This window comes from Nostoc sp., from assembly GCF_036917315.1.
Taxonomy (GTDB): domain Bacteria; phylum Cyanobacteriota; class Cyanobacteriia; order Cyanobacteriales; family Nostocaceae; genus Nostoc.
Window position 1 is genome coordinate 28,786 of record NZ_JBALDR010000009.1, and the last position, 21,016, is coordinate 49,801.

General features: G+C 41.0%; 16 protein-coding genes and 1 pseudogene. 12 read left to right on the forward strand and 5 right to left on the reverse strand.

What is annotated here, in order from left to right:
- Nucleotides 1-76 precede the first annotated feature (76 nt).
- The 3 genes from hpsN to hpsP all read left to right on the forward strand — a co-directional run bounded on the left by hpsN (nucleotide 77) and on the right by hpsP (nucleotide 3,576).
- Complete coding sequence (gene hpsN, locus V7K84_RS04230; protein ID WP_334836626.1) at nucleotides 77-1,057, forward strand: hormogonium polysaccharide biosynthesis glycosyltransferase HpsN; 981 nt, start codon at nucleotides 77-79, stop codon at nucleotides 1,055-1,057.
- 128 nt (nucleotides 1,058-1,185) lie between these two features.
- Nucleotides 1,186-2,361, forward strand: a complete 1,176-nt coding sequence (gene hpsO / locus V7K84_RS04235) for a hormogonium polysaccharide biosynthesis glycosyltransferase HpsO (RefSeq protein ID WP_334836627.1) — start codon at nucleotides 1,186-1,188, stop codon at nucleotides 2,359-2,361.
- Between the two features lie 42 nt (nucleotides 2,362-2,403).
- Nucleotides 2,404-3,576, forward strand: a complete 1,173-nt coding sequence (gene hpsP, locus V7K84_RS04240; RefSeq protein ID WP_334836680.1) for a hormogonium polysaccharide biosynthesis glycosyltransferase HpsP — start codon at nucleotides 2,404-2,406, stop codon at nucleotides 3,574-3,576.
- Between the two features lie 497 nt (nucleotides 3,577-4,073).
- On the opposite strand, the gene V7K84_RS04245 is transcribed toward hpsP, so the two are convergent.
- On the reverse strand, nucleotides 4,074-4,736 hold the full coding sequence (locus tag V7K84_RS04245) for a hypothetical protein (RefSeq protein WP_334836628.1): 663 nt from the start codon (nucleotides 4,734-4,736) through the stop codon (nucleotides 4,074-4,076).
- Complete coding sequence (locus tag V7K84_RS04250; protein WP_334836629.1) at nucleotides 4,717-4,863, reverse strand: hypothetical protein; 147 nt, start codon at nucleotides 4,861-4,863, stop codon at nucleotides 4,717-4,719. Before V7K84_RS04250 ends, V7K84_RS04245 begins: the two co-directional genes overlap by 20 nt.
- A gap of 433 nt (nucleotides 4,864-5,296) precedes the next feature.
- Here V7K84_RS04250 and V7K84_RS04255 point away from each other — a divergent pair, with 433 nt between their 5' ends.
- The 3 genes from V7K84_RS04255 to V7K84_RS04265 all read left to right on the forward strand — a co-directional run bounded on the left by V7K84_RS04255 (nucleotide 5,297) and on the right by V7K84_RS04265 (nucleotide 6,924).
- A complete protein-coding gene (locus tag V7K84_RS04255) occupies nucleotides 5,297-5,935 on the forward strand; it encodes a peroxiredoxin (protein WP_094348143.1) in 639 nt (212 codons plus the stop codon).
- A 561-nt stretch (nucleotides 5,936-6,496) separates the two neighbouring features.
- The gene (locus tag V7K84_RS04260) at nucleotides 6,497-6,688 is read left to right on the forward strand and encodes a hypothetical protein (RefSeq protein WP_099099305.1); all 192 of its coding nucleotides are present in this window, start codon (nucleotides 6,497-6,499) and stop codon (nucleotides 6,686-6,688) included.
- 107 nt (nucleotides 6,689-6,795) lie between these two features.
- Complete coding sequence (locus tag V7K84_RS04265; RefSeq protein WP_442940925.1) at nucleotides 6,796-6,924, forward strand: DUF2949 domain-containing protein; 129 nt, start codon at nucleotides 6,796-6,798, stop codon at nucleotides 6,922-6,924.
- A 105-nt stretch (nucleotides 6,925-7,029) separates the two neighbouring features.
- Here the strand turns inward: V7K84_RS04265 and V7K84_RS04270 are convergent.
- Nucleotides 7,030-7,179 (reverse strand): annotated as a pseudogene (locus V7K84_RS04270) (acyl-CoA desaturase); the annotation flags it as partial.
- 157 nt (nucleotides 7,180-7,336) lie between these two features.
- On the opposite strand from V7K84_RS04270, the gene V7K84_RS04275 reads away from it, so the two are divergent.
- Nucleotides 7,337-8,035 (forward strand): DUF305 domain-containing protein, encoded by a 699-nt coding sequence (locus V7K84_RS04275; RefSeq protein WP_334836630.1) that lies wholly within the window; start codon nucleotides 7,337-7,339, stop codon nucleotides 8,033-8,035.
- Between the two features lie 425 nt (nucleotides 8,036-8,460).
- Here the strand turns inward: V7K84_RS04275 and hpf are convergent, their stop codons facing one another.
- Nucleotides 8,461-9,108 (reverse strand): ribosome hibernation-promoting factor, HPF/YfiA family, encoded by a 648-nt coding sequence (gene hpf / locus V7K84_RS04280; RefSeq protein ID WP_334836631.1) that lies wholly within the window; start codon nucleotides 9,106-9,108, stop codon nucleotides 8,461-8,463.
- Between the two features lie 625 nt (nucleotides 9,109-9,733).
- On the opposite strand from hpf, the gene lipB reads away from it, so the two are divergent.
- Both lipB and V7K84_RS04290 read left to right on the forward strand, forming a co-directional pair.
- Nucleotides 9,734-10,426 (forward strand): lipoyl(octanoyl) transferase LipB, encoded by a 693-nt coding sequence (lipB, locus tag V7K84_RS04285; RefSeq protein ID WP_334836632.1) that lies wholly within the window; start codon nucleotides 9,734-9,736, stop codon nucleotides 10,424-10,426.
- Nucleotides 10,427-10,816: 390 nt separating this feature from the next.
- Nucleotides 10,817-11,017 (forward strand): hypothetical protein, encoded by a 201-nt coding sequence (locus tag V7K84_RS04290; protein WP_094348136.1) that lies wholly within the window; start codon nucleotides 10,817-10,819, stop codon nucleotides 11,015-11,017.
- Between the two features lie 155 nt (nucleotides 11,018-11,172).
- On the opposite strand, the gene V7K84_RS04295 is transcribed toward V7K84_RS04290, so the two are convergent.
- Entirely contained in the window at nucleotides 11,173-11,928 is a 756-nt protein-coding gene (locus tag V7K84_RS04295) for an amino acid ABC transporter ATP-binding protein (protein ID WP_334836633.1), read from the reverse strand.
- 88 nt (nucleotides 11,929-12,016) lie between these two features.
- On the opposite strand from V7K84_RS04295, the gene V7K84_RS04300 reads away from it, so the two are divergent.
- From V7K84_RS04300 to V7K84_RS04310, 3 genes are all read left to right on the forward strand, one after another.
- Entirely contained in the window at nucleotides 12,017-13,546 is a 1,530-nt protein-coding gene (locus tag V7K84_RS04300; RefSeq protein ID WP_334836634.1) for an ABC transporter permease subunit, read from the forward strand.
- Between the two features lie 264 nt (nucleotides 13,547-13,810).
- Nucleotides 13,811-19,876 carry an AAA family ATPase gene (locus V7K84_RS04305; protein WP_334836635.1) on the forward strand — a complete coding sequence of 2,022 codons (6,066 nt, stop codon included), beginning with the start codon at nucleotides 13,811-13,813 and terminating at the stop codon, nucleotides 19,874-19,876.
- A gap of 448 nt (nucleotides 19,877-20,324) precedes the next feature.
- On the forward strand, nucleotides 20,325-20,954 hold the full coding sequence (locus V7K84_RS04310; RefSeq protein WP_334836636.1) for a response regulator transcription factor: 630 nt from the start codon (nucleotides 20,325-20,327) through the stop codon (nucleotides 20,952-20,954).
- Nucleotides 20,955-21,016: the final 62 nt, after the last annotated feature.

The following is a 21,016-nucleotide window of genomic DNA, read 5'->3' on the forward strand; positions in this document are numbered from 1 at the left end:
AGCCACTTACTGAATTTCATGAAAATTCATTTCTACAAGGCTATTATAGAAGTAGTAAAATTACTTAATAAAAATTATGAATAATTGTCCATTAGTTACTGTAGTTATCGCAACTTACGGACGAGAGGAAGCGCTACGCGATAGCATTGTGGATGTCTTAAAACAGGACTATCCAAATTTTGAAGTTTTAGTTGTAGACCAAACCGCAAAACACCAACCAGAAATTCAAGCCTACCTAGAAGAGATGGCGGAGGCAGGTAAAATAAAATGGTTGCGCTTGGATTGGGCAAGTTTGCCAGGGGCGCGGAATTATGCTGTGCGGAGGGCTTCTGGTGAAATAATATTGTTTATTGATGACGATGTTCAGTTAACCCCTGGATTGTTAGCAGCCCATACGAAAAATTATGTGCAAAACCCAGAGGTGGGGGCTGTAGCTGGTCGAGTCTTTGACAAAATGAAATTAAGTGATTCTGGAGGAGATTTACAGATTGAATATCTGCCTCCCGAAGCTATGGACCCAGGAATTGCTTGGTATCATATTGATTTGGTACATACCATCAAACCCCAACAAGTGCTGACAGCGAGGGGTTGCAATATGTCATTCCGCCGCGAAATCTTTACTAAGTATGGATTGAGGTTTGATGAGAGGTTTGGCGGGAGTGCAGTACGTGAAGAGTCAGATTTTTGTTTGCGGGTGAGACAGACGGGATATAAGATTTGGTACGACCCAGAGGCCCATTTGGTGCATTTAGGCGAAGAAACAGGGGGTTGTCATGATATTAGTATGCGATCGCTAAAATATCAACTCACCTTTTACCACAATCATTTCTTACTGGGGCTGAAAAACCTGACTGCAACTCAAGCTTTACGCCTATACGGCCGTTTATTTGACTGTCACGTTCTGGGACGCCCACCTTGTCACAAAAGCGGTTCCCCCATCAAAATTGCCACTCGCGGTATTTTCTACATTTTGGGTTTTTTCAAAGCCTTGGGTACTGTCATCCAATCACTATGGAACGATGGTCAAATTTACAGTCGATTGGATAAACAAGTTTAGTTATTAGTCATTTGTCACTTGTACTGAGCTTGTCCTGAGCGTAGTCGTTCGCGTAGCGTCTCGTAGAGAAGTGCAGCCTCTCGAAGAGAAGTATTGGTCATTAGTCATTAGTGAATAACAAAGGATAGATGAAAATCTTAGTTGCTAGTCACACTTATATCGTAGACCTCAACTGTGAGAAATTACGCGCTTTATCTCAACTAGAACCTAACATTGAAGTTACAGTTGTAGTCCCAAAGCGCTGGAAACCAGGGGGTGTACAAAACAGAATTATTGAAACTGAATACCGTGATGAAGGCAGATTTAGAATAGTTCCAATTTCTAATTTTAGTCAAAATCATCAAGGACTTCTTACATTTGGCGCTGATTTGATATCTTTATTAAAACAATTTCGCCCGCAAATCATCCAAGTTGAACAAGGTTCTAGAGCCTTGGCTTATACTCAAATGATTGCCTTAAATCAGCTATTAGGACTCAAGGCAAAAAATTTATTTTTTACCTGGTGGAATCTTCCTTATGAACTGAAACTGCCAATTTCTCTATTAGAAAAATATAACCTCAACCACAGCCACGGTATTATTTCTGGCAATCAAGATGGAGCAGAGGTTTTACGGCAACGGGGATATACAGGGGCAATTAAAATCATGCCACAACTGGGTGTAGATGAAAGTTTATTTACTCCCAAAGCTCAACCAGAGTTAGCAGCTAAGTTGGGCATTGAAAAAGAGGATTTTGTAGTAGGTTTTGTAGGGCGCTTTGTGCAGGAAAAGGGTTTGTTAACGCTTTTGCAAGCTTTAGCTACTTTGAAAAATAAACGTTGGAAATTACTATTATTGGGACGAGGAGAGTTGCAAAGTGAATTAATCAAAATCGCAGTAGAAAATAATATGAAAGAACGATTAATTTTGATAGAAAGTGTTCCTCATGATGAGGTTGCAAGCTATATCAATTTAATGAGTACTTTAGTATTACCTTCCGAAACAACTTACAAGTTTAAAACCTTAACTTCTGCTGGCTGGAAAGAGCAATTTGGTCATGTGTTAATTGAAGCGATGGCTTGCCAAGTTCCTGTGATTGGTTCTGATTCAGGGGAAATTCCCTATGTAATTGGTGATACTGGCTTAGTATTTCCTGAAGGTGATGTTCAAGCTCTTGCTAATTGCTTAGTTCAATTAATGGATAAACCAGATTTTGCTCATACTCTCGGTGAAATGGGTTATCAAAAAGCAATGATTCAATATACAAATAAAGCTTTGGCTAAACAGCAATTAGAGTTTTATAAAGAGTTAGTCATTAGTAAATAACAAACGGCAAATGACGAAGGACAAATGACAAATGACAAAAAAATGAAAATATTACAAATTGTTCCCTCAATTTCTCTAATTTACGGTGGGCCTAGTCAAATGGTATTAGGATTAGCTCCAGCGTTAGTAAAAGAGGGAGTAGAAGTTACAATTCTCACAACTGATAGTAATGGTGATAATGGTCAAACACCTCTGGATGTTCCTTTAAATCGCCCAATTAAACAAGATGGCTATGAAATAATTTACTTTCGTTGCGCGCCGTTTCGTCGCTACAAATTTTCCCTAGATTTATTAAACTGGCTAAAACGTCATGCTCACGAGTTTGACATAGCACACATTCATGCTCTATTCTCGCCAATAATTAGTGCTGCTGCTCTTGTGTGTCGTCAGCAAAAACTACCTTATATTTTCCGTCCTTTGGGTACTCTCGATCCGGCTGATTTACAGAAGAAAAAGCAATTAAAACAGCTTTATGTCGCAATTATAGAACGTCAAAATTTAGCTAGTGCCGCAGCAATTCATTTTACTAGCGACCAAGAAGCTAAAATATCAGAACGATTTGGAGTATCTACGCCAGATTTGGTGATTCCCTTGGGTGTGATTCCCCGTAAATCTTCTATTAAAAATGTATGTAGTCAGTTAGAACTACCAAAAGACGTACCTTTAGTGCTGTTTATGTCACGAATTGACCCGAAAAAGGGGTTGAATTTGTTGATTCCGGCGCTAGAGAAGCTGTTAGCGGTTGGTTATAAGTTTCATTTTGTCTTAGCCGGGACAAATCCTCAAGATCCAGATTACGAACAAAAGATAATATCCCAAATTCAAAATTCACCATTGCGATCGCACACTACAATTACTGGCTTTGTCACTGGTGAACTCAAAGTTAGTTTACTACAAGCTGCTGATTTATTTGTCTTACCTTCCTACTACGAAAATTTTGGGATTGCTGTAGCTGAAGCGATGGTTGCAGGTGTACCCGTAGTCATTTCTGACCAAGTGCATATTTGTCAACAGATACGTGATAGTGAGTCGGGTTGGGTAGGTGCAACAGATGTTCAAGCATTGGTAAAATTACTGCAAGAGGCTTTGGAAAATCCCGCAGAACGCCAACGACGGGGATTAAACGCCCAAAAGTATGCCTTGGAAAATTTTAGCTGGGATGCGATCGCAAAGCAAACAATCCAAGCGTACCAAAAAATTCTAGCAAACAAATGAATTTAACCCAATGCAGGCAATAGCAGTTTTTGCCAAATAGGGGCTAGAACTGCTTTCACAACGATATCCGCAATCACAGAACCAATCCTAATTAACTAGGACTTACCCATAGATAAGAAATTTTTACAGTATGAATTTTCAAATAGCTCAGGTGATACCAAATTTCAAACCTCGCCCAAGCCATAATTTGCAAGATTTGAATCCTCGGAAGTTAATAGAAAAGCTATTAAATATAGGATACAAAGGCATATTGTTATCTGGGGCAATGTTGGATCAATTTAACGATGGTATATACCTATGGGTAGATGATGATGTTGATATGCTGTTAGACTGTTACTTGTATCTAGAGCAAATTATCTTGCTAAAAAAGCCATATAAGCACTTCTCATCACTTGGTGATGGATTATTAACTATTAGTTCGGAGTCTAATACGGAGATAACGAAAGTCACATTAGAGTACTGCCCAGGTTTAGATGTAGCTAATTTAGCTACACATACTATAACTGTGGCTGCTGATGAATATGTGTGGTGGTGGAGAAGTATCGTTTATGAAATACTAAATCTTGTGTATTCTGGCAAACAAATGAATTTAACCCAATGCAGACAATAGCAGTTTTTGCCAAATAGGGGCTAGAACTGCTTTCACAACGATATCCGCAATCACAAAACCAATCCCAATCAACATATAAGTTTTTGGAAAGGGAGATTTCGGAACTTCGCCTCTGATGTGAGTTACTAGATTTAATCTTAAAGCAGCTAAAGCTACTCCAGTGGCGATAAACCCGATTATCCGCAGCAGTGACCAAGGATACCACCCTAAAATAGCTGCCTTTCACTAATTCTGCAACATAAAAATTCATGTAGTTCAGCATCCAAGTGCCGAATATCAATGCCGCACTACTTAAGGTGACAACGCAGAGAATACAAAAAATTCCGTAGTGCAATAAATGGTCTGGTAAAAATAAACGGATTGTTCCTTCCATACCTTCTCCCGTGCGAATCCAGTGCAACATCTCTGTAGTGTATGACTGTCCACGGAGGATAACTTTTGCTGCTGTTTGTGGTGCGATCGCAGTTGCTACAATTACGGCAATACTCTGCAACACTCCCCACAGTAACATCCACCAAAAAGCACTTTTTTTATATTGTTGACGACGCACTTGTAACAAGAAAAGGGGAATAGGGAACAGCAGTACCTAAAATCGGCATCAACCAAGGAACTTCAAAAACAAAACTTGCAGTTGTGCTGAGGATAACACCAATAACCAAAATGATTACTATCATCATTAATTAAAAATCAAAAAATAATAAATATATTTGTCATATTTATTCTCATTACTTGTTTTGTGACAATTAAATTTGTCATAGCTTATAAATTTCTCATAATATTGCATCAATGCGAAGAAAAATTATCGGAATTTTGCAATAATGTGGAAATGTTGTAACTCAATAAGCCAGACGTGCAATAGCTTATAGTCAGCTATCGCCCTGATATTTGCAATCTTCTATGTAAAGAAAAACCTATAGGGAAAAAATAATAAATCAAAGCATATATGTGTACTTTAGTCAATAGTTTTTACCTCCTTTTAATCACTGATCTGAGAGCGCTGACAACCTAAAATTTTGTTTCAAACTGCTAAAGCCCGATTGGGGAATGGGGGTTTTATGGGATGATAGCATACTAGAATATATATGCCTTTCTAACTACAGGGAATCTCTCATGGCTCTCCGTCTAGGTGACACAGTACCCAACTTTACGCAAGCCTCAACACACGGCGACATCGATTTTTACCAATGGGCAGGTGACAGCTGGGTTGTGCTGTTCTCTCACCCTGCTGATTTTACACCTGTTTGTACAACAGAACTTGGCACAGTCGCCAAGCTAAAACCAGAATTTGACAAGCGCAATGTCAAAGCGATCGCACTCAGCGTTGATGACGTAGAATCCCATAAAGGCTGGGTGGGAGACATTGAAGAAACTCAAAGCACCACTCTTAACTACCCGATTTTGGCAGATGCAGATCGCAAGGTTGCCGATCTGTACGACATGATCCACCCCAATGCTAATGCGGCTGTGACAGTGCGATCGGTTTTTGTAATAGACCCCAATAAAAAACTCCGCCTGAGTTTCACCTATCCTCCCAGCACAGGACGCAATTTTGACGAACTTTTGCGAGTGATTGATTCTCTGCAATTGACTGATAATTACAGCGTGGCGACACCAGCTGACTGGAAAGATGGAGAGGATGTTGTAATTGTCCCCTCACTGAAAGATCCAGAAGTACTAAAACAGAAATTCCCCAAAGGTTATGAGGAAATCAAACCTTATCTGCGGATGACTCCTCAGCCTAACAAGTAAATCTGAGAATGATTTCTGATAAAAAAGCAAAGACGCAAAATTATATTTTGGCGTCTTTGTTTTTTTGCGTGAGAATATAGTCAATTGGCTAGACATCCGGGCTTGCGCAGCTAGCGATCGCCTCCGGTAGAATATAGCCCATCGCATTACAATTCATACTTTTTAGTTATCCAACCCTATTTTTAATTTAGATAAAACACTTGAGGAACTTGTCAGGAAATATTTGAACTAAACAGGTTTTTTCTATGTTATATAATGTCCGCTTGATTACTTACTAAATCCCAAGAACCCCACCCCGCCAAAGCTATGCTTTGTCTCCCCTCCCGAAGAGCGGGGAGGGGCTGGGGATGAGGTGCAAGACTTGAGGAAATCATAACTAATTATACGAATATGATATTACAAATAAATTCCCAAAATTGAGTCTTCAAAATAGGCTAAACTGCGTGTATAAAGTGGCAAAATATTAGTTACGCTCTGCAACAAATCTTAATTTATATTTCTAGTTTGAGGGCACATTAGTTTTGTCAGCATATATCAGTTGACCTTAAGGAGGGAAGTATCATGCAAAAAGAATATATGGAGATTTTAGAATCATTAATTAATAAATTGACATTATCCGCAATATTAGAAATGTTAGAGCGAATATGTCATAAAAAAGCGGAAAATCTGAGAACTCATTGGCAAGATGAGACTTCAGCAAAGCTTTGGGATAAAGCCGCTAGACAGATAGAACAGATAAATGTTGATGTTTGATTGAAGAGATAATCTTGCACTTCCTCACAAGTTCCTCAAATTTTTTGCGTATTTTTATTATTAAATCTAGAAAATACACGAAATTAATTAACTTTTTATTAGAGTAGTTGGCAATTCCTGCTGCTGCTATTAGCTTGGCTTTACGTCATGTTAAGCAAACTCCAAGTTTGTTGTCTATGGTTCTTTGGCAGTATGGGCTAATAACTGTTACTCAAGCAATACCTTTGCCAAAATAAGAGGCTAGGAAAATTTTAGCAAAGGTATTGTTTCCAGTAAAGCTTGCAGGTATGAAAAACTTGACTTCTAATTTGTCGCTGTGGTCAAATAATTCGTTGCTCTACAAAGCTACGATGACTCAACAGACGATGGTAGCCGAAACAAACTCCGATGCTGCCAGATAGCCAGTGTAGAAACATAGCTATACCCAATGCGCCCCAGGAGAAAAACCAAGGAGCCAGCAATACTAGTGCGTGAACAGTAGTAAACCTGATAAATCTTCCATGTAACGAGTATAGGTATGAGCAATCAGTGTAATAAGAAACAAGATCGCCAACTTTGTAAAAACAAGTTGTCGGGAATCTTTAGATTTAATCTAAATTTCATTAGATCGTTAGATCGTTAGAATTAGAAAGATATTAGGTAAGATTTATGCAACTGCTATTTTTAAGGAATGGCTTTTTAGCGCTAACTTTTACTGCGATCGCTTCAGCCAGTGGGTTAATTACAGGCTGTACTAGTACTGCTTTCCAGAACCAAAGCCAAGCGTCAAAGGAAACCGCCACCAATGCTAAAGACAAGCAGATGATGAACCACGGTGGTGGCATGATGAATCACAGTATGGGAATGGATTTAGGCCCAGCCGATGCTAATTTTGATTTACGATTTATTGACGCTATGATACCGCACCATCAAGGGGCTGTGGAAATGGCGAATGTTGCGCAGCAGAAATCAAAACGTCCTGAAATCAAAAAATTAGCAGACAATATTATCAAATCGCAAAACCAAGAAATCACTCAGATGAAGCAGTGGCGACAAGCTTGGTATCCCAAGGCGGGAGATAAACCAATGGCTTACAACAGCCAAATGGGTCACATGATGGAGATGTCGTCTGACCAGATGCAAACTATGATGATGAGTCAAGACTTAGGTGCAGCCGATGCTGAATTTGATTTGCGCTTTATCAATGCGATGATTCCTCACCACGAAGGGGCTGTAACAATGGGAAAAGATGCCTTAAGTAAGTCTAAACGCCCTGAAATCAAGAAATTAGCCCAAGAAATTATCAAAGCCCAAGATATAGAGATTAAACAAATGCAACAGTGGCGAAAAGCTTGGTACAACAAGTAATTCGTAATAAAGTCTTCAGGTCAATATCAAGTGAAAATGCTCAGGTGTAATTGCGTTCCTGCAACTTCTCCTCACTGGTGACTGAGCGACTTGCCCTGACTTGTGTCGAGCATCTCGACTTACCTGACTTTTCACGGTATATGGAAAACCTCTCTCTAAATCTCTCTCCTTTTAGGAGAGAGACTTTGAATTTCCTCCTTCCCGCGTCGGGAAGGGGGTTAGGTTTTTCATGCGCTTTTCCACATAACGTGAAAAGTCAGCTCGACTTACTTCGACTACGCTCAGGACAAGCTCAGTACAAGTCGCTCGATGGAACCGGAGTCGAGGTAGCGTAGTCTTACCCCTCCGGGGAAGCAAGCTGCGCGTAGCGTCCCGTAGGGAAGGGAGCCGAAGTGCTGCTCCCCTCATCTCCCTATTCCCAGTGCCTACTTACTAGAATGGGACTTTTCTGGCATGACTATATTAGTATGGCTTGCCTTGCCATTTTTGCCGTTAGTATGTCCGTTACCATTGCGGGGATGGATGACGCCATAACCGCCGTGATTACGTTCGTAAATTACATTAATCTCTCCAGTTTCAGAATTATGGAACATATAAAAGTCGTGTCCTACGAGTTGCAGTTGTTCTAGGGCTTCTGCAACAGTCATCGGCGGCATGGAAAAATATTTGGTGCGGACGACTTCGTTGGGCAATTCGGGGGTGCGATCGCCAATTAAATCTGTTACTATCGACTCTGCAACAACAACTTCTGTTGGTAGAGCATGAGTTTTCTGGTCTTGACGCCGTTCTTTATATTTCCGCAGTTGACGAGCAATTTTATCTGCTACTAAGTCAATGCTGGCATATAGACTTTCGCTGCTTTCCTCGGCACGAATAACGCTACCATTAGCATAAATAGTTACTTCAGCTGCTTGTCTTGTATTAATTCGGGGATTCCGAGCGACGCTAAGATGCACATCCACTTCATTTGTAATGCTTTGAAAGTGACTAACTGCTTTTTCAATCTTTTGATGTACATACTCACGAATCGCATCGGTGATTTCAATATTTTTGCCGTGGATGACAAGCTTCATGTAATACTCTCCCACTGAATATTTTGGATGTGTGAATTTGCTTTGTATGAAAAGAAATTGCGGTAAGGTTTATTACTCCCGCCAAAACAAATTGTGAACTATATTGTATTTACTGCTGTTAAGCTGTCTCTCAGCTTGCTTGCTGCATCTGAGGAATTGTCAAGTATAGCCTTGATTTACTTCCTCATCTCTGCGCTGATGTCTAATTGTATATCCAATTAGCACTCAAGAGTTGAGGAAATCTAATTGTAGCTCTTATGACTACCTTTTCCTTTAAAGGAATGCTTACAGAACTGTTGATAATTGCTCCTTCTGTGTTCGATTGAGGTTTGCTTGCTGTTGCTCAAGAATACAAGGCTTTGTGGAAGTTTGATTCTGTTTGAAATGCAAACAATGGTATTAAAGTCATCAGCCAGTACATTCTTCCTTATTGTCTTGGCATAATGCTTATTGCAGAGAATTCCTCCTAAAACCTATTGAGGTTGTATATTCAAGCTAGCACTTTGTATTTTCTAATGCATGTTCCCTTGACTTTCCTTTAAAATCCTTTGCAAAGCTTGACAATTGTTGATTCTAATCTTGTAACTTGAAATATATTTAGTTCTTTATACGGTTGAATTTTGGCATGATCCATAGTAGCGAACCACACAAAAACATTTGTTTGCTGTATAATCAAGGATTAATGCCTTACTTGGAAGCTCATGGATGGCAGCGATCGCTTCTGACTGAGCGCATTCATGACCCAAGTCTAGATGATGTGTTAATTTTGCTAGAACATCCTCCTGTCTACACTTTGGGACAAGGAAGCAACTCAGACTTTCTCAAATTTGATATTGACAAAGGTCAGGATGATGTGCATCGAGTTGAACGAGGCGGCGAAGTTACTTACCATTGTCCCGGTCAACTGGTAGGCTATCCAATTTTAAATCTGCAACGTTATCGTAAAGACCTCCATTGGTACTTACGGCAACTCGAAGAAGTAATAATTCGTGTATTGGCAGTTTATGGATTGCAAGGAGAAAGAATTCCGGCTTTTACTGGCGTTTGGTTGCAAGGGCGAAAAGTTGCAGCAATTGGTATTAAAGTCAGCCGTTGGATTACTATGCACGGCTTTGCGTTAAATGTTTGTCCAGATATGACAGGCTTTGAGCGCATTGTCCCCTGCGGTATTTCTGACAAACCTGTAGGCAGTTTAGCCGAATTGATTCCAGGTATCACCTGCCAAGAAGTGCGTTTTTACATAGCAGAATCTTTTGCGGAAGTCTTTGGTGTGGAATTAGTAGAATCTCAGCCTCAAGGATTTTTCCAGTCTGAATAAATTCAGCTTGTAATATGTAATAAATACTATAGCAGTCCTATCTAAATTGTGAGACACTTATGAGAGTAGTCCATATTAAATAGTATCAAAATAGCTATTTAATACCCATTTGAAAAAGAATGTGATAGATATAAACCTGAAAAACCAGATTAAATCAGACTTTTTGAATTTGGAATTGGTATAAGGGAACTCCAAGAAATAAATTATCCAATCTTGTGGGGTGGGCATCTTGCCCGCCATATAAACTGGGCGCTCATGTTGCCCACCCCACAATCAATAATTGAATATTTTTTTATTTGGAAGTTCCTAACTGCGGTAGTCAAAGCTAGGATCTGATTATTTCTAAATTTTTATACTAACTTTTTACGGCTGTTAAGCACAACTTTGCGCGTGAATTACTCAAATAATCTCCAGGTATATGCCCCATCGATAACATCTCTCAGAGAACGTGATTGGACAGCTTTGATAGAACTATTTGATAGAGACGACGGTGATGAAATTGAAGCCGACATTAGCGGTAGTTTATTTTGGCTAATACCTGAACCTTGTTGGGAAGACGATCCCTTTGATTTTTTGCGCGAGTACCTTTAATGAGTGATGAGTAATGAGTAATGAGTAATGAGTAATGAGTGATGAGTAATGAGTAATGAGTGATGAGTAATGAGTAATGAGTGATGAGTAATGAGTAATGAGTGATGAGTGCAAAAGAAGCCTTTAATTTATAACTCCTAACTCCTAACTCTTAACTATCTAACGTTGAGGCGACTTAGGAAAATACGTAGGCGATCGCTTTGGGGATTGGTCAGCACTTCATAGGCTGGGCCTTGTTCTGTCACAATACCTTTGTCTAAAAATATCACTTGATGGGCTACTTCCCGCGCAAATTGCATTTCATGGGTGACAACTACCATTGTCATGCCTTCTGTGGCTAATTGCTGCATCACTTGCAGAACTTCGCCGACGAGTTCGGGATCTAGGGCGCTGGTGGGTTCGTCAAATAGCATGATTTGGGGATTCATACATAAACTACGAGCGATCGCTACTCGTTGCTTTTGTCCGCCAGAAAGTTGTTCGGGATAAGCAGAGGCTTTGTCAGATAAACCAACTTTTTCTAAATATAATCTCGCTAGTTGGGCGCTTTCTTTTGGTGTTTTACCCAAGACTTTACGCGGTGCGAGTGTCATATTTTCTAAGACGCTGAGATGGGGAAACAGGTTGAACTGTTGGAAAACCATGCCTACTTGTGTTCGTAGTTGCCGCAGTTGGTTATAGTTGACAGTGGGTCGGGATAAGTTAATTCCGTTGATAATTAAACGCCCTTTGTCAATGGTTTCTAGGCGGTTGAAGCAGCGTAGTAGGGTACTTTTACCACAACCGGAGGAACCAATAACTGCAACGACTTCTCCGCGATTGATTTCGCCGGTGATTCCTTTGAGGACTTTGAGGGAACCAAAGTTTTTTTCGATATTGTCAAAAATAATCGCGGGGATGGTATTGTTCATTACTTGTATCAAGCTGCTCTAGAGTTGATTGTAAGGTTTTTAACGAACCGCAGAGGCGCAGAGAGCGCAGAGAGGGAGAGAAAATAATATGGTTAAATTTGGTTTTGGGCGCTGGTGTGTGGTTGTAGGGTTTAGCTGTTTGTTACTGGTTGGCTGTGCTGTGAACTCTAGCGCGGGGAAAACTTTGCGGGTTGCTACGGAACCGGCGTTTCCACCTTTTGAGTTTCAAGGAAAAGGTGGCGAGTTGCAGGGGTTTTCCATTGATTTGATGAATGCGATCGCTTCTTCTGCTAACTTTAAAGTTGACTTTCAAAGTCTGCCTTTTGATGGCATTATCCCAGCTTTGCAAGCCAAAACCGTAGATGCGGCTATTAGTTCGATTACGATTACTGAGGAGAGGGCGAAGACGATTTCTTTTTCCCGTCCTTATTTTAAGGCTGGGTTAGCGATCGCAATTCGTGCAGATAATCAAAATATTACTGGTTTTGACAGTCTCAAAAATAAAAAAATTGCTGTACAAATTGGCACAACTGGGGCTGCAAAGGCTAAAGGTATTCCTGGGGTACAAATTCGCAGTTTTGATTCTGCACCCATAGCTTTGCAAGAATTGCTCAACAGTAATGTAGATGCGGTAATTAATGATGCACCTGTGACTTTATATGCAATTAATACAGGCAATCTTCAGGGAATTAAAGTAGTACAGAAATTGCTGACAGAGGAGTTTTATGGAATTGCTACAGCTAAAAACTCGCCAAATTTGACATTGATAAATGATGGCTTGGATAGAGTGTTGAAAAATGGCACTTATACCCAAATTTACCAGAAATGGTTTAAAGTTGAACCACCATCACTACCAGCTAAGTCACCATTTGAGAATCAAACTAACGCTGTGACACCTCAAATATTAACTTCAATTAGTGTGGTTTTGCAAGCTTTCCCAAGCTTATTGCAGGGTGCGTTGGTAACGTTGCAATTGACGATACTTTCTGTAGTGTTTGGTTTAATTGGCGGTTCCTTAATTGGTATTGTTCGCCTTTCTCATATTGCACCTGTGCGTTGGTTGGCGAGGGCGTATGTAGATTTTTTTCGGGGAACGCCTTTGCTGGTGCAAATTTTTATGATTTACTTTGGTTTGCCAGCAATTTTACAAGAATTTGGTTTGACATTTTCTTTCGATCGTCTCAGTGCTGGGGTAATTGCTTTAAGTTTGAATAGCGCTGCATACATTGCCGAAGTGGTTCGTGCTGGGATTCAATCAATTGAACCAGGACAAGCAGAAGCAGCAAAATCATTAGGTTTGAGTTCTGTGCAAACTATGAGTTATGTAATTTTTCCTCAAGCTTTCCGGCGGATGATTCCACCTTTGGGGAATGAGTTTATCAGTTTGTTGAAAGATACTAGCTTAGTTTCTGTGATTGGGTTTGAAGAATTACTACGTAAAGGACAGTTAATTGTTGCTGACAACTATCGGGCTTTTGAGATTTACGCAGGTGTAGCGGTGGTTTATTTATGTTTGACGCTACTTTCTTCCCAAGCATTTAGCCGATTAGAAGCTTGGATGAATCCTATCAAGCACGAAGAGACTTTCAAAAATAATTTCTCAAAATCCAGAGAATGATAATTAATATAATTATTTAAATTATAAGGATAGCAACTATACCTTTTTTCTAGCAATTATAATTTGTTGTTTAATTTTAATTAATATTTTGCGGCGAATCCAATAAAAAAGTCGATGACAAAAGTGATAAGCCCGCAGTTCTGTAAACGTAGAAGCTGATGCTAAAACCCCATGCTGGATGGGAGGAAGAAGTGAGTAATTATTCTGAACGTGAGAATTGCTGTATATTTTGAGGTATGCCAGATTATACTCCAAAGAAGCTCTATGATTGCTCTACCTGGTATTGCCATCCAAGACAAGATATACGAAAGTTCTAATTCTCTAGTGTATCGAGGCATCAGAGACGATGGAGTAGGGATCGTGGTAAAAATGCTAAAGCTTGATTATCCCTCACCTCAAGAACTGACCCGCTACAGACAGGAATATAAAATTACCCGTTCCCTGAATCTGGAGGGAGTGGTGAAGGCATACAGTCAGCAAGACTATCAACGCACTCTCGTCATTCTCTTAGAAGATTTTGGGGGAGAGTCCCTAGAGCAATGGATGCACAAGCGCCCAGATATCTTCTGCCCCATGCCCTTATCCCAATTTTTGAGTCTTGCGATCGCTCTCACAGACATTCTAGGTAGAATCCATACAGCTAATGTGATTCATAAAGATATCAACCCTGGAAACATAGTCTTCAATCTGGATACTGGCGTTGTCAAAATTATTGACTTTGGGATTGCCACCCAATTTAACCGCACGAATCCGACTTTCAAAAGTCCTCATGTTTTAGAAGGGACACTCGCATACTTATCTCCAGAGCAAACCGGGCGGATGAACCGTTTACTCGATTACCGCACCGATTTTTACTCCCTTGGTGTGACATTTTACGAACTGCTAACTGGATATCTGCCGTTTCCCACAACGGACATGCTTGAGCTAGTCCACTGTCATATAGCTAAACAGCCTGTTCCGCCTCATGAAATAAATACAACGATTCCCAAGCCAGTTTCAGATATCATTCTCAAACTGATGGCGAAAAATGCTGAAAATCGCTATCAGAGTGCCTGGGGCATCAAAGCAGATTTAGAAATCTGTGCTGAACAATTAGCAGAAATCGGTCAAATCTCTAGCATTCAACTGGCGCTTCAAGACGTTTCAGATCAGTTTCAAATTCCCCAAAAACTGTATGGGCGGGACAAGGAAGTTGCAATGTTACTGGCGGCGTTTGTTCGCGTAGCGTGTCCAGAGTCAAATTGCGTCGCGGCTTTACCAAACAATTCAGAAACGACTTCACAAAGGGAACAAGCGGGCAATCCAAAATTCCAAGTCGAAATGATGTTGGTATCTGGCTATGCTGGCATTGGTAAATCTGCGTTAGTGCAGGAAATCTATAAACCAATTACCCAAAAGCGCGGCTATTTTATCTCTGGTAAATTCGATCAATTTCAGCGCAATATTCCCTACAGTGCGATCGCAAATGCTCTGCAAAAATTGGTACGGCAATTACTTAGTGAACCAGACGAACAAGTGCAACAGTGGCGATCGCTCTTACTTACAGCCTTGGGAAACAACGGACAAATCATTATTGATGCGATCCCCGAAGTTGAATTAATTATCGGCAAGCAGTCGCCCGTACCATCCGTTGGAGCAACTGAAGCTCAAAATCGCTTTCATCGAATCTTTGGGCAGTTTGTGCGGGTGTTTTGTTCAGAATCACATCCCCTGGCGATCTTCCTAGATGATTTGCAGTGGATAGACTCAGCAACGCTGAAGTTAATCGAGTTGATGCTGCTAGATGAGCAAACCCAATCACTATTTTTAATTGGAGCCTATCGAGATAATGAAGTAAATTCAACGCATCCATTAGCATTAATGCTAGAGAGACTGCGAAAACAAGGGGCAGTGCTTCAGGAAATTATCCTAACACCATTAACTCTGGGTTCGTTGGGTGAGTTGATTGCCGAGACGCTACATCGGAATGCAGACACCGTTCGTCCGTTAGCTGAGTTGGTGTTGCGTAAAACTGAGGGCAATCCCTTCTTTGTCAGTGAATTTTTGAGAATGCTGCATAGCGAAAATTTATTGACTTTTGATGCTGAACATTTAAGTTGGCAGTGGAACATAGCTCAGATCCAAGCCCAAGATATCACTGATAATGTTGTGGAGTTGATGCTTCACAAGTTGAAGAAACTGCCAGAGGATACACAGCAAATTCTCCGGTTAGCTGCTTGCGTTGGTGCTGAATTTAATTTAGATACTCTATCGATTGTTTGCGATCAACCACCTGAAACGGTTTTTCAATATTTACTAGCAGCCATACAAGTTGGATTAATTCAACCACTATCTGAATTAGATGAAAACTTGTTAATTCAAGAGTATAAGTTCTTGCACGATCGCGTGCAACAAGCCTCATACACATTAATCGATGAGTCGCAAAAACAAATTGTTCATTTACAAATTGGTCGCAATCTCCTTGGAAAAATTTTGCCAGAGCGACTATCAGACCGACTGTTTGAAACTGTCGATCATCTTAATCACGGAATTGAGCTTGTCGCAGATCGACTAGAACGCAATGAAATTGCTAAATTAAATTTAATCGCAGGACAGAAAGCAAAGACCGCGATCGCCTATAGTATGGCTCAAAAATATTTAGCCACAGCAAGAGTTTGGCTAGCAGCTTCTAGCTGGCAAACTAATTATGACTTGACATTAGATTTATATTTAGAAACAACAGAAATCGAGTACTTGTGTGGCAATTTTGAACAGGTAGAATACTGGGTGGCGATCGTTCTACAAGAAGCTAAAACTATTCTCGACATCGTGAAAGTTTACGAAGTTAAAATTCAAACCGACATCGCCCAAAACCACCTATTAAAAGCAATCAATACTGGATTGCAAGTATTGCATAAATTGGGGATTAGTTTTCCCGAAAAGTTCAGTCAGTCAGATATTCAGCTTGAATTAGACGCAATCATATCCCGCTTTGAGAACAAACCGATCCAGGACTTGATCCAATTGCCAGAAATGGCTAAACCAGAAAAGCTAGCAGCAATGCAAATCCTCTCAAGGATAACGCTTGCTGCCCATCATGCGGCTCCTGATTTGGTATCTTTACTTGTGTTTAAACAGGTCAACTTGTCAATTCAGTATGGCAATATGTTTGTGTCTCCCTTTGCCTATGCCAACTTTGGGTTAAGTCTTTGTGGGATGGTCGGAAACATTGAGGCTGGCTATGAGTTTGGGCAGCTTGCATTAAGGCTATTACCCCATCTGAAAATTCATTCACTTAAAGCTAGAACATTGTTCATGGTGACTAATTTCATCATCCATTGGAAAGAGCATATTAGGGAAACATCGAAGCCATTCCTGGAAGCTTATCAAAGTAGTTTGGAAACTGGAGATTTAGAGTTTGCTGCCTATTGCGCTTTCACTTACTGCCTCCAACTCTTTATTGTTGGAAAGGAACTTGTAGAGGTTGAACACGAAATGGCAACATACTGTGAAGCAATCCATCAAATTAAACAGACAACATCACTCACTTGGACTCAAATATTTCAGCAGTCTGTTTTAAATTTGATGGGATGCTCTGTCAATCCATCCCATCTCGTTGGCGAATCCTACAACGAGGAAAATAGACTGCCACACCATGAAATAGATGCAGTTCTACTCTTTTTGGTACATCTCAACAAACTTATCCTATGTTATCTATTTTCTGAGTATGCTCAGGCATCTGAGAACGCAGCCATAGCGAAAAGTCATGCGATCCGCGTTATTGCAACACCCCTCGTTCCTTTGTATTACTTCTATAGCTCTCTGGCAAGACTCGCAATATTTCCTGGAAGCAGCGCTCAAGCGCAAGAGGAAATTCTCAAAAACGTTGCGATTAGCCAGGAGCAAATGAAGCAATGGGCAGGTTATGCACCAATGAATTATTTGCATAAATATCATTTGGTGCAAGCAGAGACTGCACGAGTTTTGGGTCAGTTGTTTGAAGCAGAAGAGTTCTACGAACAAGCAATTCAAGGAGCTAAAGACAACGAGTATTTGCAAGAAGAAGCATTAGCTTATGAATTAGCTGCTAAACATTATCTGGCAAGAAGTAGAGAAAAAATCGCCCAAACTTACATGAAGGAAGCACATTACTGCTATGAACGATGGGGAGCATATGCGAAAGTCAAAGATTTAGAAACTCGCTATCCCCAGCTATTTCTTCAATCGTCGGGCATGGCTTACGTGCCAATCCCCAAAACTTCTGTCACCACCTTTAATCACTCACCTATCGATTTCGACTTAGCAGCAGTGATTAAAGCTTCCCTTGCGATTTCTAGTGAAATTGAACTGGATAAATTACTCAGTTACTTAATGAAGATATTAATCGAAAATGCTGGCGCACAAACAGGATTTTTGATTTTGGAAAACTCAGGAAAATGGGTGATTGCAGCGTCAGGTGAACTCAATGAGGGTGAGAATGTCTATGATATACAAGTACTGCAATCTATCCCAACTGCAAATCATCTCCCTGAATCAATTATTAATTATGTTATTCGTACTCATGAATCTGTCATCTTAAATGATGCTACTCGTGAAGGTAATTTTATTAATGAGCCATATATTCAACAAAATCAAACTCAATCAATTTTATGTTTGCCTCTGCTCAATCAAGGTAAGCTAGTGGGCGTGTTGTATCTAGAAAATAAATTAGCGGCTGGAGCATTTACATCAGAGCGAGTCTCCTTCCCTGCGGGAGGCTGCGCCAACGGAGACGCTACGCGATCGCAAGTCTTAAATCTGCTATCCACCCAGGCAGCCATTGCGATCGAAAATGCCAAGCTCTACTCAAAGCTACGCACCAGCGAAAGTCAGATGGCTCAATTTCTAGAAGCGGTTCCGGTGGGAATTGGAATAGTGGATGCAACTGGTTGCCCTTACTACGCTAATCAACGGGGAATTGAGTTAATGGGCCAAGGGATTGACCCCGCCGTGTCGCCGGATCAAATTGCAGAGGTTTATCAATTTTATCTGGCGGGAACAGATCAAATATATGCAACTGAGAAATTGCCAATCATCCATGCTCTGAAAGGCGATCGCACCAGGGTTGACGACGTAGAAATTCACCAACACAACGCCACCATTCCCATTGAGGTGTGGGGAACTCCAGTTTTTGACGAACAGGGCAATGTGGCTTATGCGATCGTCGCCTTTCAAGACATCACAGAGCGCAAACAAGCAGAACACCTCTTAGCCAATTACAACCGCACTCTAGAGCAACAGGTAGCAGAACGAACTGCGGCTTTACAAAAAAGCGAAGCCGCACTGCGCGATGTCTACAACGAGCTTCGCCTACGCGAACAAGAATTACGACTAATCACCGACGCTCTACCAGTTCTTATCAGCTACGTGGATGCAAATCAGCGCTATCAGTTTGTTAACCGTACCTATGAGGTTTGGTTTAGCCGTAGTCGAGATGAGATTTTGGGCAAGTATGTTCATGAACTTCTGGGTGAGACGGTTTATCAACGGTTTGAGCCGTATATCAATCAAGTATTTGAAGGGCAAACTGTAACCCTGGAAGCAGAAATTCCCTTTTCCTTTGGTAAAAGGTGCATCAGTGCTACCTTAATCCCCGATTGCGATCGCAATGCTCAAGTGAGAGGATTCTACAGTCTAATTACAGATATTAGCGAACAGCGAAACGCTGCACTGCGCGAACAAAAACGAGCCGAACACGCCTCAATTCTGGAAGAACGCAACCGCATGGCGCGAGAAATTCACGATACCCTGGCACAGTCCTTCACAGGCATTCTTGTTCAAGTAGGAGCTACAACCCAAGTGCTAGCGGATGATATAGAAGCGACACAGGCACACCTGGAAATAATTGATGAACTGGCACGAACCGGACTTGCTGAGGCGCGTCGATCGGTGGTAGCGCTTCGTCCTCAGCTATTGGAGGAGGGCGATTTACATAGCGCCCTTCATCGCCTTGTGACTCAAATGAGAGCCGCCGCCGATACCGCTCTCTTCTACGAAATCAAAGGCACAGCCTATTCCTTGCCAGCTGAGGTTGAAAATAACTTACTACGGATTGGGCAAGAAGCATTAACCAACGCCATAAGATACGCTGATGCTGCGGAAATTCGTGTTGAGTTGGTATATGACAATGCCCAATGTATTCTGCGCGTTAAAGACAACGGACGGGGTTTTGGGGTTGCTACAATTCCAGCTGTTGGCGGGTTTGGATTGCTGGGAATGAGCGAGCGGGCAGAACACCTTGGAGCGCAACTGAGTATTCAGAGCCAACCTGGGCAAGGAACAGAAATTGTTGTCATTGTAAATCGAGAGTGAGAATATTAAAAATGCACTCGTTACAAACGCAAAGTGTAGTAATATCATGTCCGCATAATTAGTTTAGTTATGCTAACCACAGTCAATACACCCCTCCCCGCAAGCGGCTATCCATTACCCGGATCTTTCTTAACATTTGCGAGAGTATTGACTCAGGTTTTTATAACCCTGATTCGTTCGTTGTTCATTCTCAATAAAAACGCAGTTTTAGCGAGAAGATTAAAAGCGAATTTGTCAAGTATACCTAAATTTTCAATGTCTAAGAAGGTTATAGAACATGGGTTTCAAGATTGTAAAGAAAGATGTGGGTAACGCATAGCCGCAAGCGGGGAGGGGAGACAAAGCATAGCTTTGGCGGGGGTGGGGTTCTTCGGGTTTAATAAGCAATCAAGCGCACATGATATAACATCTCAATTTCTAATTTTGTACTTTCAATTTATTAATGATTATGAGCCAATCAACGAATATTCGGGTTCTGATTGTTGACGATCATTCCATTGTCAGGCAAGGATTGACAACCATCATTAACCGCGATCCAGAGATGACGGTGATTGCTCAAGCAGAAGATGGACAACAGGCGATCGCGCTTTTTCGTGAATACCAACCAGATGTAACGCTAATGGATTTACGAATGCCCCAGATGGCAGGAGTTGAAGCCATTACTGCTATTTGTGCTGAATTTATTGCTGCTCGAATTGTTGTGCTGACAACCTACGATGGTGATGAAGATATCTATCGTGGTTTACAGGCAGGTGCTAAAGGATATTTGCTCAAAGATGCTAAACCCAACGAACTTCTGAGTGCCATTCGCACGATTCATCGCGGTCAGCAGTATATTCCACCGGAAGTAGGGGCAAAACTGGTGCAGAGGATGAGCAATCCAGAACTGAGTGAGCGAGAGCTAGATGTACTTCGTTTAATGGCGCAAGGAATGAGTAATTTAGAAATTAGCACTACCTTGAGTATCGGTGAAAGCACCGTTAAATCTCACGTTAATCGAATTTTCAGCAAGTTGGGAGTGAGCGATCGCACTCAAGCCGTGATTATTGCTGTTAAACGAGGAATTGTCAATTTGTGATATCAATTTTGCAATTAAATATCTATATAATTAAATTCCCGCTTGTTAAGGCTACCATCTAC